The organism is Streptomyces sp. NPDC048639 (assembly GCF_043199075.1).
Taxonomy (GTDB): Bacteria; Actinomycetota; Actinomycetes; order Streptomycetales; family Streptomycetaceae; genus Streptomyces.
The window spans coordinates 715,655-729,419 of record NZ_JBICVP010000001.1 but is presented as its reverse complement, the minus strand read 5'-3'; the positions used below and the strand labels follow the sequence as shown (position 1 = coordinate 729,419).

Annotated in this window: 11 protein-coding genes and 2 tRNA genes; 4 read left to right on the top strand and 9 right to left on the bottom strand. The window is 71.8% G+C overall.

All coding sequences use genetic code 11. From position 1 onward, the window contains the following. Window positions 1-33: 33 nt before the first annotated feature. On the bottom strand, window positions 34-1,557 hold the full coding sequence (locus tag ACGFNH_RS03170; protein WP_393651233.1) for an FGGY family carbohydrate kinase: 1,524 nt from the start codon (window positions 1,555-1,557) through the stop codon (window positions 34-36). Between the two features lie 307 nt (window positions 1,558-1,864). Continuing rightward, the gene (locus ACGFNH_RS03165) at window positions 1,865-2,164 is read right to left on the bottom strand and encodes a YtxH domain-containing protein (protein WP_393651232.1); all 300 of its coding nucleotides are present in this window, start codon (window positions 2,162-2,164) and stop codon (window positions 1,865-1,867) included. Window positions 2,165-2,323: 159 nt separating this feature from the next. Here ACGFNH_RS03165 and ACGFNH_RS03160 point away from each other — a divergent pair. Together ACGFNH_RS03160 and ACGFNH_RS03155 are read left to right on the top strand one after the other, a co-directional pair. Beyond that, a tRNA-Asn gene (locus ACGFNH_RS03160) sits at window positions 2,324-2,396 on the top strand. Between the two features lie 178 nt (window positions 2,397-2,574). Further along, a tRNA-Ile gene (locus ACGFNH_RS03155) sits at window positions 2,575-2,648 on the top strand. 404 nt (window positions 2,649-3,052) lie between these two features. On the opposite strand, the gene ACGFNH_RS03150 is transcribed toward ACGFNH_RS03155, so the two are convergent. Further along, entirely contained in the window at window positions 3,053-3,382 is a 330-nt protein-coding gene (locus ACGFNH_RS03150) for a hypothetical protein (protein ID WP_393651231.1), read from the bottom strand. A 295-nt stretch (window positions 3,383-3,677) separates the two neighbouring features. On the opposite strand from ACGFNH_RS03150, the gene ACGFNH_RS03145 reads away from it, so the two are divergent. Both ACGFNH_RS03145 and ACGFNH_RS03140 read left to right on the top strand, forming a co-directional pair. Further along, on the top strand, window positions 3,678-4,040 hold the full coding sequence (locus tag ACGFNH_RS03145) for a YbjQ family protein (RefSeq protein WP_393651230.1): 363 nt from the start codon (window positions 3,678-3,680) through the stop codon (window positions 4,038-4,040). 138 nt (window positions 4,041-4,178) lie between these two features. After that, window positions 4,179-5,123, top strand: a complete 945-nt coding sequence (locus ACGFNH_RS03140) for a DUF5996 family protein (RefSeq protein WP_393651229.1) — start codon at window positions 4,179-4,181, stop codon at window positions 5,121-5,123. A gap of 45 nt (window positions 5,124-5,168) precedes the next feature. On the opposite strand, the gene ACGFNH_RS03135 is transcribed toward ACGFNH_RS03140, so the two are convergent. From ACGFNH_RS03135 to ACGFNH_RS03110, 6 genes are all read right to left on the bottom strand, one after another. Beyond that, complete coding sequence (locus tag ACGFNH_RS03135; RefSeq protein WP_393651228.1) at window positions 5,169-5,612, bottom strand: VOC family protein; 444 nt, start codon at window positions 5,610-5,612, stop codon at window positions 5,169-5,171. A gap of 369 nt (window positions 5,613-5,981) precedes the next feature. Further along, window positions 5,982-6,506 (bottom strand): GNAT family N-acetyltransferase, encoded by a 525-nt coding sequence (locus ACGFNH_RS03130; RefSeq protein ID WP_393651227.1) that lies wholly within the window; start codon window positions 6,504-6,506, stop codon window positions 5,982-5,984. A gap of 138 nt (window positions 6,507-6,644) precedes the next feature. Next, window positions 6,645-9,938, bottom strand: a complete 3,294-nt coding sequence (locus ACGFNH_RS03125; RefSeq protein ID WP_393651226.1) for a GH92 family glycosyl hydrolase — start codon at window positions 9,936-9,938, stop codon at window positions 6,645-6,647. 420 nt (window positions 9,939-10,358) lie between these two features. Next, a complete protein-coding gene (locus tag ACGFNH_RS03120; RefSeq protein WP_393651225.1) occupies window positions 10,359-10,880 on the bottom strand; it encodes a hypothetical protein in 522 nt (173 codons plus the stop codon). 218 nt (window positions 10,881-11,098) lie between these two features. Then, window positions 11,099-11,803, bottom strand: a complete 705-nt coding sequence (locus tag ACGFNH_RS03115; RefSeq protein ID WP_393651224.1) for a DNA polymerase ligase N-terminal domain-containing protein — start codon at window positions 11,801-11,803, stop codon at window positions 11,099-11,101. A 157-nt stretch (window positions 11,804-11,960) separates the two neighbouring features. Continuing rightward, complete coding sequence (locus ACGFNH_RS03110) at window positions 11,961-12,554, bottom strand: hypothetical protein (protein WP_393651223.1); 594 nt, start codon at window positions 12,552-12,554, stop codon at window positions 11,961-11,963. Window positions 12,555-13,765: the final 1,211 nt, after the last annotated feature.

The following is a 13,765-nucleotide window of genomic DNA, read 5'->3' as shown; positions in this document are numbered from 1 at the left end:
TCAACTTCGGTTGAGGTCAAACGAGTTTTGCCACTAGCGGCCGCGGCTGAAAGCGCCCGGGTGGGTCTCCTCGCGCACCGCCGCGAACTGCTGCCGTACAGCCTGGCCCACCGCCAGGTCCGCACCCGGCTCACTCGCCGTCTCTCCCGTTCCCGGGTCGAACACCTGCGCCGACGGCCCCTGCCACAGCGGCGGCTGCTGCGGCGACAGCGTGCCCTGCGCCACGCCCAGCGCCCACGCCGCCTGGCGGGCCGCCCCGATCGCCGCGTAGTCGGCGGCCTGCGGAACGATCACCTGCGCCCCGAGGATGGCCGGCGCCAGGGCCTGCACGGCCGGCAGCTCGGCCGCCCCGCCCAGCAGGAACACCCGCCCCGAAGCCGCCCCGGGAACGCCGCCGGCCTGGACGCCGCGGCCGCGCAGCACATCGAGCGCGTCCGCCAGGCCGCACAGCATGCCCTCGAACGCCGCCCGTGCCAGGTGCTCCGGCTTCATGCTCTCCCGCCGCAGACCTGCCAGTGTTCCGGCGGTGTGCGGGAGGTACGGCGTGCGCTCGCCCTCCAGGTAGGGGAGCAGCACCAGCCCGTGCGAGCCGGGTGTGGACTTCAGCGCCAGCGCGGACAGTCCGTCGAGGTCGGTGCCGAGCAGCTCGGCGGTGCCGCGCAGGACGCGTACGGCGTTGAGCGTGTGCACGACCGGTAGATGCATCCCGGTCGCGTCGGCGAACGAGGTGATGGTGCCGGTGGAGTCCGCCAGCGGCTCATGGTGCACGGCGAAGATCGAGCCGGAGGCGCCGAGCGACACCACCACATCGCCGAGGCCGACGCCGAGAGCGAAGGACGCGGCCATGGTCTCGCCCGTACCTGCGGAGATCAGCAGTCCCTCGGGCGTCGTCCCCGCGGGCTCGGAGGGGCCGAGCACGTCCGGAAGAGCCACCGGACGGCCCAGCGCCATCTCCACGAGATCCGGCCGGTAGGCACCGGTGGCCGCCGACCAGTAGCCGGTGCCCGAGGCCCCGCCCCGGTCGGTGGTCTGCCGGGCCGGGCGCCCCAGCAACTGCCAGACCAGCCAGTCGTGCGGCTGCAGCACGGCGGCCGTGCGCTGCGCCGCCTCCGGCTCGTTCCGCGCCATCCAGCGCAGCTTCGCCACCGGCTGCGCGGCGGTCGGCACCGACCCCACGGCCTCCGCCCACGCCGGACGCCCGCCGAGCGCGTCGATCAGATCCGCGGCCGCGGACTGCGCGCGCTTGTCGTTGCCGAGCATGGCGGGCCGTACGAGGGAGCCCTCGGCGTCGAGCGGCACGAGTCCGTGCTGCTGGGCCGACACACCGATGGCCTGCACGCCTTCGAGCACCCCGCCGGCCGCCGCCTCGCCGAGCGACATCAGCCACATCTGCGGATCGATCTCGGTCCGCCTCGCGCCGCCGGCCTCGTCCTCGCCCTGTCCTGGTTCGGGGGGATGCGGCGCGCAGCCCTGCCTGAGCACGGCACCGGTGTCGGTGTCGCAGACGACGATGCGTGTGTACCCGGAAGAGCTGTCCAGACCGGCGACTATCCCCATGCCGACAGATGATGCCGCATGCCCGGGGGGATGCGGCCGGTGAGGCACGAGGTGGGCCGGGCCCGATGATCGTCCGCCCGGCTCCGGGGAGCGGCCGGCGGGGGAGGCGGAATGCGGCCGGGCCACACGAGAGCGGGCGGCGGAGCCCGCGTTGAGAGGACGCGCCGGCGGTCACGGTCCTTCCTGCGGGCGCGGGCGAGCGCGCGTAGGAAGGGGAGGACGTGATCGTGATCACACGGTGAATGGGGTGGTGGAAAGGGGCGGAGCCGGAGCCGGCCCGGGCGGGTGGCCCGGGCCGGGGGGCGGTCTAGGTGTTCGTGGTGCCCCAGTCGTCCGCTTCCGGGGACCGCTGGTCGCGCAGGGACCGCACACGCTCCGTCACGGCGCCCGGCAGGCGGTCACCCATTTTGGAGCCGACCGATTCCGCGGCTCGCGACGCGGCGCGCCGGCCGTTCGTCGCCGCTGCCTCCGCCGCGTTGCGGACGGCCGGGTTCTGGGCGACCTGCCGGGCGGACTTCATGAGCCCCTCGTACCGCTCCCGCCCGGCCCGCGCTCCCAGCACGTAACCGACGGCGAGACCGGAGATGAACGTGAGCCGGTACCGCATGGCTTCCACCCTTCACTCGATGCGTACTGAGCGCATGCCCAGCCTGGTGGGTGCCGATGCGGATACCGATTTCGGCGCACCCCCTGGCATGCGCTAATGTATTGCTCGCAGCGAGGGAACGCCCCCGGAGAGCAATCCGGGCGGGTCCGAGCGGAGCAGTCCCCTGTAGCTCAATTGGCAGAGCAGCCGGCTGTTAACCGGCAGGTTACTGGTTCGAGTCCAGTCGGGGGAGCACAGGATGAAGGCCCCGATCGAGGGGCCTTTTTTCATGACATCACCTGGGCGGGAACCGCGGACACCGTGATCGATGTCATCCAGGCGAGGCGACTGCAGCCCACACGGGCGGCAGATCTTATGAGCAGCTATGCTGCGGCAGACGGCGCGTACAGATGTGCGCGGCGCGCCGATACGGGGCGGTAGCTCAGCCGGTTAGAGCAGCGGACTCATAATCCGTCGGTCGTGGGTTCGAGTCCCACCCGCCCCACTCGAAACCCTCTTCCCGGGAACATTCTGACGGTTCGACGGGGCCGGAGCTTTGCTCGCCCGGGGCGGCGACGCAGCACGCGCGACGACGGGGGCAGGGGGCGGGCCGCGGGAGCCCCGCAGCGGATCTCCCCGAGGCGAGGACCAGTTGGTGTCCTCGGACCACCGCGCAAGCTCGCACCGCATCCCTGAGGCGCTCCGGCTCCTGCTCGGAAGGCACATCGCCGTCGGCCGCGCGCAACCGCCTCAACGGGCGTCGCGAGCGCACCCGGCGCCCGCTCCCGCACCGACGTGTGTGCTTGCGGTCAATCCTCAATCGGCGAGAAGGAGAAGTTGGTTTCTCCGTGCGCGAGCTGCCGCTCCGGTCGCAGATGATCGACCGTCAGGGGCCCCGCCCGCGCGGGGTCACGACCTCTCAAGGGTCGCCGGCGCGAGCATCAAGGGCAATGCGGCGAGGGCGAGCGCGAGTGCCGTCGCCGCCATCCCTCCACGGATCTCCCGTTTGCCCCTGAGGCCCATGTAAGCCGCGATCGGTGGGAGGACGAAACCCACGAGAAAGCTGAAGTGCCGACCCTCTTCCGTGAAGAAGAAGAGCGTGGCGCCCCACCAGGCCGGCACCGCCCCGACGCTCAGTTGGCAGCTACGGGCGAGGAAGAGCTCGAAGCCGTCGACGCACTGAAGAAGCCCATGATCCGAACTGCCTTCTCCGCTGCACCGCCCGGTGGTCGGAGCCACCGGTACCCACTCGTGGGAATCAGTCCGCCGCCGTTGGGCGGGGCCGTGCCGCGAGCAGCTCGACCAGCCGGACGACGAGCACGTCGCAGGACGACACCAGAGCCTCGGCTCAAGTGCGTCATGTCGGAAGTGCGTTTGAGCAACAAGTACTCAGGTTGACTACCCCATACCGCGGGTAACTTCGAGCCCGTTCCGTCCACGGGTCCTCCACCGCAGGGCACTTCACGGTGATCGCACCGTGGTAGCCGCGCCGCGCGTCGTGACACCCCCCATGTTCCAAGGAGAGCAATCAGCCATGTCCTACGAAGACTACGGCGGCAGCCAGACCTCGAACGACGTCCTGGTCGTCACGACCAACGAGCTTCCCGGCTTCCGTGTGGACGCCGTGGTGGGCGAGGTCTTCGGCCTCACGGTGCGTTCCCGCAATGCCGGTGCCCAGATCGGTGCCGGTCTGAAGTCCCTCGTCGGCGGTGAGCTGCGCGGTCTGACCAAGACTCTGGTCCAGTCCCGCAACGAGGCCATGGAACGCCTCATCGAGCACGCGCGTGCCCGCGGTGCCAATGCGGTCCTCGCCTTCCGCTTCGATGTTTCCGAGGCCTCCGGGGTCGGCACCGAGGTGTGCGCCTACGGGACCGCGGCCGTCGTCTCGCGTATCTGACCGGCCCTGCCGAGTCCCGCGGAGTCCGGGTGGCCACGCCGATGGGCGGCCCGGGCTCCGCGACGTGCCTCCCCGGTCCCGGCCGGTCATGATGGAAGGGTCCGGGACGCAGGGGGGACGGGCAGAAAGGGGAACGCCATGGAGCTGTTCCCGGAGATCCCGTACACCCAGTGGCGGGACACCAAGGAGACGCTGCACCGCTACACGCAGGTCATCGGCAAGATCCGCCTCGCCGCGAGTGCGCGGCGCAACCACTGGTGGAACGTGCCGTTCCATACGACCGGGCGAGGCATCACCACCCGTCCGACGGGGCAGGCCGACGGCCACCCCCTCTTCACGGTGGACTTCGACTTCGTCGACCATCAACTGATCGTCACCACACTCGACGGCCGGGCGGTCTCCTTCCCGCTCTACGGCCAGTCCGTGGCCTCCTTCTACGACAGCACCCTGGCCGCGCTCGCCGACCTGGACGTACGCGTGACCCCGGACAACCCCAGGCCCTTCGACCTGCCCGACACCGGGCGGCCGTTCGCCGAGGACACCGAGCACACGACGTACGACCCCGTGCAGGCCAACCGGTATTGGCAGGTGCTCAGTCAGGTGGCGGCGGTGCTCGAGGAGTTCGCGGCGCGCTACTCGGGGAAGGTCAGCCCGGTCCACCACTTCTGGCACACCTTCGACATCGCGCACAGCCGCTTCTCCGATGCCCATGTCGAGCAGCCGGCGGATGCCGACCCGGTGACGCGGGAGGCGTACTCGCGCGAAGTGATCAGCTTCGGCTTCTGGTTCGGGGACGACACCTTCCCCGAGCCCGCCTTCTACTCGTACACCGCCCCCGAGCCCCCGGGCCTCGCCGAGGAGCCGCTCACGCCCGCGTCCGCGCAGTGGGCGGCGCGCAAGGACAGCCATCTGGCGGTGCTGCGGTACGACGAGGCCCGTGCGGAGAGCGATCCCCGCACCGCTGTACTCGGCTTCTACGAGAGCGCGTACCAGGCAGGGGCGGGGCGTGCGGGCTGGGACACCGCCCGGTTCGCCTGTCCCGGCGGGGTCACCGACCAGCACCTCTCGGATTCGCACCCCTGAGGCGGCGGGTTCCGGTGCGGCGGGTTCCGGTGCGGGGTGTTCCGGTCAGTCGTCGGTGCGGGCGAAGATCCCTTCGAGGAGGCCGGTGGCCTGGCCCACCTCGATGAGGTAGCCGTCCGGATCCCGCATGTAGCACCGCAGTTCGGCACGGCGGTCGATGGGCGGGGTGAGGAATGCGGCGCCCTTCGCGCGCGCGGCGTCGTAGAAGCCCTGGATGTCCGCCACGCGGACGTTGAGGAAGCTGGAGACGCTGTGCGGGTCCTCCGGCGGGCGCAGCACGACATCCGGCTTGTCGTCGGTGGGGCCACCGCCGGGGTTCATGATGATCCACCCGTTGGCGACCTTGACGATGCAGGGGTTCTCCTCCAGGACGACCGTTCCGCCCAGCACGTCGGTGTAGAAGGCCCGTGAGCGCGGCACGTCGCGGACGGTGATGAAGTGCGTGAGCACCAGGCCCTCGGCCGGCGCAGGAAGGTCCTCGCGGTTCATACGCCTCTCCCGCTCATGGTGTGGCCGGACATGCACCGAGCGTAGGGCGGGGCCGGGCGGGCGGCATCCCGGCTGCCCCGCTGCCTGCGGGCCGGACCGCTCCGGCCGACCGGTCCCGCGGGCTGCCGGACGCCGGTCGAGGCCGTCGGCAATCCGGAACGGGTGCGGGGGTGATCGCCGACGGCCCCGGACCTGCTGCCCGGCGCTCACGAGGTCTCGCGGTTGCAGTGGCTGCCGGTGTCCCTGCCGGTGCCATGACCGTCAGAGACGCCAGAGGGGTGGTCGCCGCCGCCCTGCGCGACCGGCCCGGGGGCGACCGACCGGGTGCCGCCCGCCGAACTCGAGGGCGACCGGTTCGTGGTCAGCGAGCTACAGCCGGCTCTCGTCCAGCTCCTCGGCGAGGAGGTCCATCAGCAGGCCGTCGTGCCAGGTGCCGTCCGGGCCGCGCTCGTAGCGGCGCATCACCCCGACCGTACGGAAGCCCACTTTGCCGTAACTGCGGATCGCTGCGGCGTTGTCGGCGGCCGGATCGATGACGATGCGGTGATGACCGCGGTCGGCGAACAGATGGCGGGCGAGCGTACGGACCGCGTCCGTGCCCAGGCCGCGTCCGTGCACCGCGGGGTCGAGGTAGATGTCGATGCTCGCATGCCGGTAGTCCGGATCGCTCTCCTCGCCCCACTGGATCGCGCCCACGACGCGGCCCGCGGACTCGACCGCGTACGTGGTGGCCTCCGGCTCGCGCAGGTCCTCGGCCACCGAGGCCGCGAGGTCCTCCCCGCCGCCCCACCGCCGGAAGACCTCGGGTGTGCTGCGGATCCGCGCCAGCGCGGGGATGTCGGCGTCGGTCGCGGGGCGCAAGGCCACCACTGCTCCCCGGAGCGTCTCCTGCATGCTCCGAACGCTAGCGGTACGGCCGTACGGAGGGGGTCGCGCGGGGGCTTCTCGCGCTGCGCCCGCCCGCCGTCTGCGGGTCTGCTCAGCCGCCGCCCGCCGCCCGCCGCCCGCCGCCCGCCGCCCGCCGCCCGCCGCTCAGTTCAGCGTGAGCGCGTAGAGCTCGATCCGCGGGTCGTCGGGCAGGGTCACCGAGCGCAGCGTCCGGGACGGATCCAGCTCGGCCTTGTCCGCGAACAGCCGGACCGCTGGGCCGCCGGCACCCTGGCCCGCCTTGATCCGGTGCGGCATCTCCAGCGCCACGGAACTGCCGTCGGGGGCCTTGCCCGCCCAGTCGCCGACCGTGACCGGTACCTCGGCGCTGCTCCCGTCCTCGTACCGCACTGTCAGGCGGGTCGTCACCGGCCCGTCGTGCGCGGCGGCGACCAGGCGCAGTGAGGGGTGGTGGCTTGCGGGAAGCAGCAGCGTCTGGCCGCGGGCCTCGACGAAGTTCGGGGCGTTGCCGGACGGGTCGGGCGCGTCGTGGAGGACACCGTCCCAGGTGACCGGGCCGGCCTTCGGCAGCAGGTCGCCGTCGTAGCTCCAGCCCCCGCCGTCGAAGTCGCCGTCGTCCGGCCGGACGTCGGTCGCCGTGCCGTCGTGGTTGCGCTCGCCGTTGAGGCCGACCGCGCAGCTCGTGCCCGCGGTCGCCGCGCAGGTCGCGGCAGGCCGCACCTCGACCGCGGCGTTCCGGGTGACCGTGTTCGCGCCGTCGCCCGCGACGTCGATGCGGACCGGATACGAGCCGACGGGGGTGCCGGCGGGGACGGTCACCGCCAGTTCCACCGTCTTCTGCACCGGTGCGTGCCCGGACCTCACCATGAGCGGGGAGGGCGGAGAGGCTGTCACCTTCCAGCCCGGAGGCGCCTTCGGTGTCACCGAGACGCGAAGCCGGTCCGGGGCCTGGGCGAGCACATCGAGCGTCAGACGGGCGGTCCGGGCCGAGTTGCCCTGTGGCACGACGTCGGCGGGCGTACGCAGCGACGCGTCGACATGGCGACGGGTGTCGGCTCCTGCCCGGCTCACCGACGGGGGTTCGGCACCCGGCGCGGTGCCCCACGCCGAGGGCTCGGTGCCGAGCGTGTGGTTCAGGGAGCCGCCGTGTGCGAGCGAACGCCAGCCCAGCCAGGACGTCGTGACGTTCCGCCCGTCCAGCGACGCCTTCTGCACGTACCGCTTGGCGTCGCTCGCCCCCGGGGCCTTGATGTCCAGGGTCCCGCCCTGCTGGTCCCCGAAGCGCCCGATGCGCACGCTCGCCGACGGGAACTGCGGGCTGGACAGGGCCAGGAAGTCACCGCCGTTCATGGTCGGGTAGAGGCCGAGCGAGGAGAAGACGTACCAGGCCGACATGGTGCCCAGGTCGTCGTTGCCGGTCATCCCGTCCGGCCCGTCGGTGAACAGGGTCATCGCCGCCCGCACCACATCCGCCGTCTTCGCGGGCGCACCGGCCCAGTGGTAGACGTACGGGGCCAGCAGATCGGGCTCGTTGTTCGGGTTGTACGTGGGCTTGCCGTAGTAGTCGTACGGCTTGGATATCCACTCCTCGCGCGCCGTGCCCGCCGGGTCGGTGAGCAGCTTGTCGTGCGCGAAGAACGCGTCGAGCCGCTTCTCCGCCGCCTTCCGTCCGCCCATCAGCGAGACGAGCCCGGCCGGATCCTGCGGCACGAGCCACTGGTACTGGTACGCGCCGCCCTCGTGGAACTGGTGTCCCGCGGCGACCGGGTCGTACGGCGTCACCCACGTGCCGTCCGCCGTGCGCGGGCGGAAGTGGCCGGTCGAGGAGTCCCACAGGTTGCGGTACCACTGGCCGCGGCTCGCGAACATCCGCGCGTCCGCCCCGTGCCCGAGCCCGCGGGCCATCAGGGCGAGCGAGGCGTCGGCGGCCGCGTACTCCAGGGTGGACGAGGCCGGGTGGTCGCAGTCGTTGTCGCCGCCCTTGTCGGCGCAGTCCTTGCCGATCTCCAGACCGGAGGGGAGATAGCCGCGTTTCTCGTAATGGTCAACGCCCGAGCGGCCGTTGAAGGGGGAGTCGGCGGGCGGCGTGCTGGTCGCGTTCTTCCGCAGCAGCGCGTACGTCTCCTTCTCGTGCCCCTTCAGGAGCCCTTTCGACCACGCCTCGACGAGGAAGGGGGTGACCGGGTCGCCGGTCATGATGTTGGTCTCGCTGTTGGCCAGCGCCCAGCGGGGCAGCCAGCCGCCGTCCCGTCCGATGGCGAGGACCGACAGCGCGACATCGCGGGCGACTTCGGGTTGGAGAAGTTGCAGGAGCTGGTTCTGCGGGCGGTAGGTGTCCCACAGCGAGAGGTTCTGATACGGGGTGAAGCCGGAGGCGGTGTGGACGTCGTCGTCGAAGCCGCGGTAGCGGCCGTCCACGTCACCGGCGAGGTTCGGGTGCAACTGGGCGTGGTACAGCGCGGTGTAGAACGCGCGCCGCCGCTCCTGCGAACCCCCGCCGATCCGTACGGAATCGAGCTGCTTCTTCCAGGTGTCGCGGAGGGCCTCGCGCGTGGCGTCGAAGTCGTAGGAGTCCTTCGTCTCGGCGTGGAGGTTCTTCCGGGCGCCCTCGATGCCGGTGTACGACAGGCCGGTCTTCACCACGACGTCCCGGTCGGATATCGCGTCGAAGGACACCCAGGCGCCGTTGCTCCCCTCGCCCTCCGCGTCCCGGCTGCCGGGCTCGGGCTTGTCGCCGCGCCAGGTGCCGTGGGCCTTGAAGGGGCGGTCGAAGGTGGCCGTGAACCAGACCGTGTGCCGGTCGTCGCCGGAGCAGAACTTGCCCGCGCGGATGCGCCCTTCGATGGTCCGGTCGCCGACGACGTGCACCTCGGAGTCGAACACGTCCTGGTTGGCCTTGCCGGTGTTGAACATGACGTTGGCCGACCCGACGGCCGGGAAGGCGTAGCGCTGCCAGCCGGTGCGCGGGGTGGCGGTCAGCTCGGCATCGATGCCGTAGGTCTTGAGCCCCACGCGGTAGTAGCCGGGCTCTGCCTCCTCGTCGGCGTGGGAGTACGCCGAGCGGTAGTCGTCGGGGTCCACGCTGCGGACCGGGCCGGTGGTGGGCATGATCGGGAGCTCGCCCGAGACGCCGCAGCCGACTCCTGACAGATGGGTCTGGCTGAACCCGTGGATCTTGTCCTGCTGGTAGTCGTAGCCGCCCTGGCCGCCGGTGTCCGGGCTGACCTGGACCATCCCGAAGGGCGCGCTCGCGCCGGGGAAGGTGTTGCCGAAGTTCTGCGTGCCGACGAAGGGGTTCACCAGGTCGACAGGGCTGTCGGCCTGTCCGGATGCGGTCCGCATCGTACCGAGGACGTCACCGGCCAGCAGTCCGGCGACCAGCAGAACGGTCGCCACCCCCGCCGACACCGCGCGGATCCAGACTGCCCGGAGTCGCATCGGTCCACCCCTTGTACTCAGGCGCTGCCGCAGTTGCTGACAACGTTGTCCGGCCGGGTCCGCGAAACCGTTTCATGGGCCCCTGACGGTGTCAATGGGCCCGTTGTGAACGGCTGATGGCGATACGCGGACAGATGTGGTGCGTGACGGACATACCGTCTGATCCGGTACGAGTCGAGTGCTCGGTGGGTGCGGCGCGTGCGTAGGGCGCGCAGGGGAGGGGCGGTGGCCACGGCTCGGTGGCGGTGGCGGTGGCGGTTGCCGTTCCGGCTGAGGCTGGCGGCTGGCGGTTGCTGCGGCTCGCGTTCGCCACGGTTCGCCTTCGCTGCGCTCGCGGTGGCCACCGCCCACGTTGGCCACCGCCCACGCCCGCCACCGCCCACGCCCGCCACCGCTCACGTGGGCCACCGCCTACGTTCGCTACGGCTCGTCGTGCGTCAGCTCGCTCCGCGCGTCGTGCAGTCCGGCGAGGGCTTCGGCGAGGAAGCCTTCCGCGGCGTCGAGGCTGTGCCGCACCTCGCGGTCGTCGCCCATGTTGAGGTAGGCGCTGATGAGGTTCGCGGCGGCCACGGCGGCGTTGCTCGCCGCCTCCATCGCGGACGGCTCCGGCTCGTCCGCGCTCTCCGCCTGCAGGGTGTCCAGGGCGGTGCGCTGCAGGCGGTTGGAGAGAACGGCGAGGCCGAGCCCGTCGTCGCCCACCATCGCGTTCCAGCCGGCGATCAGCTCGGGCAGACCCGCCGGCGGGACCTCGGCGGGATGGATACGGGCCGCGATCTCCGTCTCGACTGTGGCCAGGAGCGCGCCCAGCAGCTCCGGCAGATCCTCGGGCCCCGGGCCCGCGGGGCGCAGCTCGGGATCGACGACGGGTTCGGCGCCGAGGCCCACCAGGGCCCGTAGCACCTGGTCCGCGGACAGTGTGTGATCACTCTCTGAACTGGTCACCCCCGGTCAACGAGCTGCCTGGCCGGCAGGTCATGCGGGGTGCACCCGGTTGCGCGGTCGCGGTCGCGGTCGCGGGGTCGCTCCGGAGCTCTCGGTCCGGCGCTCTCGGTCCGGGGCGCTCGCGGAGGTCGGTACCGGTCGTCCCGTTGGTCGGTCCCGGTCCCGGTCCCCGCTCGGGCGCGGTCGCTCGCGGAGATCAGTCGCGGTTGCTCGCGAGGTCAGTCCGGGGCGTCCCCGTTCTCCTCCGCGAGATCCTCGGTCGTACGGCCGCTGAGGACCGAGGCCGGCTGCGAGCCGACCGGGTTGAGGCGGGCGTCCGCCGTCTCGTCGGACTTCTTCACCAGGATCCAGCGTTCCTTGTCGCCGTCGCGGCCGGTCCGCGTCAACGCCCAGCCCCCGCGCAGCTTCTCGCCCTCCAGCCGGAACGAGACGTGTCCGCGCTCGACCGCCTCGGCGACCGGGAGCGGCTTGCCGCGGTGCTCGGTCCGGTTCTCGTAGTGACCCGTGTCCCACACGATGACCGTGCCCGCGCCGTACTCGCCGGACGCGATGACCCCCTCGAAGTCGACGTAGTCCAGCGGATGGTCCTCGGTCCGCAGGGCGAGCCGCTTCTCCCGCGGGTCCATGGACGGTCCCTTCGGCACCGCCCAGGAGATCAGCACGTCGTCCGCCTCCAGACGGACGTCGTAGTGCAGGGAGGTCGCGGAGTGCTTCTGGATCACGAAGCGAGGGGCACCGCCCCGGGGCTCGCCGCCCATGGGTTCGGTCGTGCGGTCGGCGTGGCGCTTGGAACGGTACGTCGTGAGCCGGTCGTCAGGGGCGTCCGCGCCACGGTCGACCGTGCCTCGGTCGTCCCGGCCCGTGCCGCTGTCCTTGGCGCTGCTCCGGCTGCTCTTCGCGGTCCTTCCGGTCTTCGCGGCCATGGTCGGCGGGTTCCCGTGCGGCATGGCCGCAAACAGGGAGGTAAGCCGCACGGGTGAGCGCTCTGGTGTATCGGCACGAAGCGTTTCGGCACGGGCGTTTCGGTGCGGGGCGTTTCGGTGCGGCCCGGCGTCGCCCGCTCACCGGCCGGGGCCGCCCTCACGGATCGAGGCGCTGGAGCAGCCCCCAGGTGAACTCCGCGACGTGGCCCCGCCGTTCGTCGGACGCCTTCGCCCCGGGCGCTGTGAAGGCGAGCCGCCAGCGCGTGGGCGCCGTGCCCTCCATCGGCGTCGCCGGGGGGAAGGCGCGGGCAACCTCGTCGATCGTGCAGCACCACGGATGCAGGTCCGCAAGGGCGTGCAGTTCGGGGCCCGGGGCTCCTGGAGCGCGGACCAGCCATTCGTTCCACACCTGGCCTCCGGGCCCGGTGACCACCTCGAAGCGCAGATCCGGCCACAGCGGCAGCCGCCAGCGGAGCGCCTCGCAGTCGAGGTCACCGATCCGCCGGGGGAGGACCCCCTCGGGCGGGCCGAGCGCCGAGCGGTAGCGCTGGACTCCGGGGCGTGCTCCGCGGGCATGTCCCCGGGCCTGCCAGACGCGGTTCGCCTCGCGCATCTCCGCCTTGCCGACGCCGAGTTCGCGCAGCGCGTCCTCCACCAGCCCCGGCTGGTGGTCGGCCATGCGCCGTAGCAGGACGAGCGTGAACTCCAGAGAGCCGAAGGGGCCGGAACCGGGACGGGACGTGGAGGTCATCGCCCCAGTCTCCACCGTGCCCCTGACACAGCAGGGGTGATGGTGGGCGCGGAGGCGCGTTCACCAACCCTCGGTTCCTGCCCTGAGGACGGGAACGGCACGGAGTTGACGCAGCGACGGTGCGGGGCGAGGGGGCGACGCAGCAGTCCGTGTTCCACGCCCTGGCTCCGTCGGTACGGGTGGTGGCCCGGCAGGACGAAGCACGACAAGAGCGCGGCCGGTCGCGCCGCAGAATGCGCTGTGCACCGCGGAGCCCGGCCCGCCCCGCCGCCGTCCGAATCGAGCTTGATCAGTGCGATGTCCGTCAGGCGCAGATCTTCCAGGAGGTCGTCCTGGGGACGCAGCCGCACGTCCAGCGGCGTGCCGGTGGACCTCGTACCGCACCAGCGGAGACACCCCGCGGGCATCGGGCCCGATGGACAGCAGCCACAGCGACGGCCCTCCCGTGCGGCCTGCGGCGACAGCCTGGACGACTGTGGCGTTTGGCGTTTGGCGTGCGTGGGAGGCGAGTTGGTGGATCAGGCGGGTACACATCCGACGGTGACGACGCGGTCGGCGGGGCGACGCCTCGCGCGGCTTCCTGGCGTGCGGACCCGCCCACGCGCGACGGCTGTCCGAACTCTGCCGGACCGGCTGGAGATGCGAGGCGGTGCACCGGAAGTGGCGGGACGATTCGGGGCGCACCCCCGACGATCCGCTACCTGCTGCGCCGGATCCGCGCACTGTGGGGGTACGGACGTGGACGATCCGGACCGCCGCTTCGAACCGGAACGTGTATGGAGGACCCAGCGGTTGCGGGCCGAACGACCGGGCTGTGCGCTCCGGTGGCGTCGGTCCACCGGCGGAGCGGCCGCCGGCGGAGCGGCTGCCCGCCCGGCGGCTCGGATCACCCTTGCGTTCCTGCGGGGGTGTGCCGCTCCGCCGGCTACGTGTTCGTCCCCTCTACGGGGCGGTTGGTGCGCCGGTCTCCCCAACGCCCGGTCTCCCCAACGCCCGGTGGTCCTGTCGGACTCGTGATCCTGCCCGACGCACTGTCGGTCGGTCCGGGGACAACGGTCGCTCTGCGGAGACGCGTGCCTGTCTGCGGCGACGGTTAGCCCGTTCTGTCTGCATCCGTCTGCCCGGCACGCCGGCCAACACGGAATCCTCACAAGAGACCGATGCCATCGTTACCGACGAGGCCATAACCTGCGGTCGCCATGAACTACTGC

Bases quoted from the DNA above. Each gene is read 5' to 3' on its own strand.
- ACGFNH_RS03170 (WP_393651233.1), bottom strand. From the start codon at position 1,557: ATGGGGATAGTCGCCGGTCTGGACAGCTCTTCCGGGTACACACGCATC.
- ACGFNH_RS03165 (WP_393651232.1), bottom strand. From the start codon at position 2,164: ATGCGGTACCGGCTCACGTTCATCTCCGGTCTCGCCGTCGGTTACGTG.
- ACGFNH_RS03145 (WP_393651230.1), top strand. From the start codon at position 3,678: ATGTCCTACGAAGACTACGGCGGCAGCCAGACCTCGAACGACGTCCTG.
- ACGFNH_RS03140 (WP_393651229.1), top strand. From the start codon at position 4,179: ATGGAGCTGTTCCCGGAGATCCCGTACACCCAGTGGCGGGACACCAAG.
- ACGFNH_RS03135 (WP_393651228.1), bottom strand. From the start codon at position 5,612: ATGAACCGCGAGGACCTTCCTGCGCCGGCCGAGGGCCTGGTGCTCACG.
- ACGFNH_RS03130 (WP_393651227.1), bottom strand. From the start codon at position 6,506: ATGCAGGAGACGCTCCGGGGAGCAGTGGTGGCCTTGCGCCCCGCGACC.
- ACGFNH_RS03125 (WP_393651226.1), bottom strand. From the start codon at position 9,938: ATGCGACTCCGGGCAGTCTGGATCCGCGCGGTGTCGGCGGGGGTGGCG.
- ACGFNH_RS03115 (WP_393651224.1), bottom strand. From the start codon at position 11,803: ATGGCCGCGAAGACCGGAAGGACCGCGAAGAGCAGCCGGAGCAGCGCC.
- ACGFNH_RS03110 (WP_393651223.1), bottom strand. From the start codon at position 12,554: ATGACCTCCACGTCCCGTCCCGGTTCCGGCCCCTTCGGCTCTCTGGAG.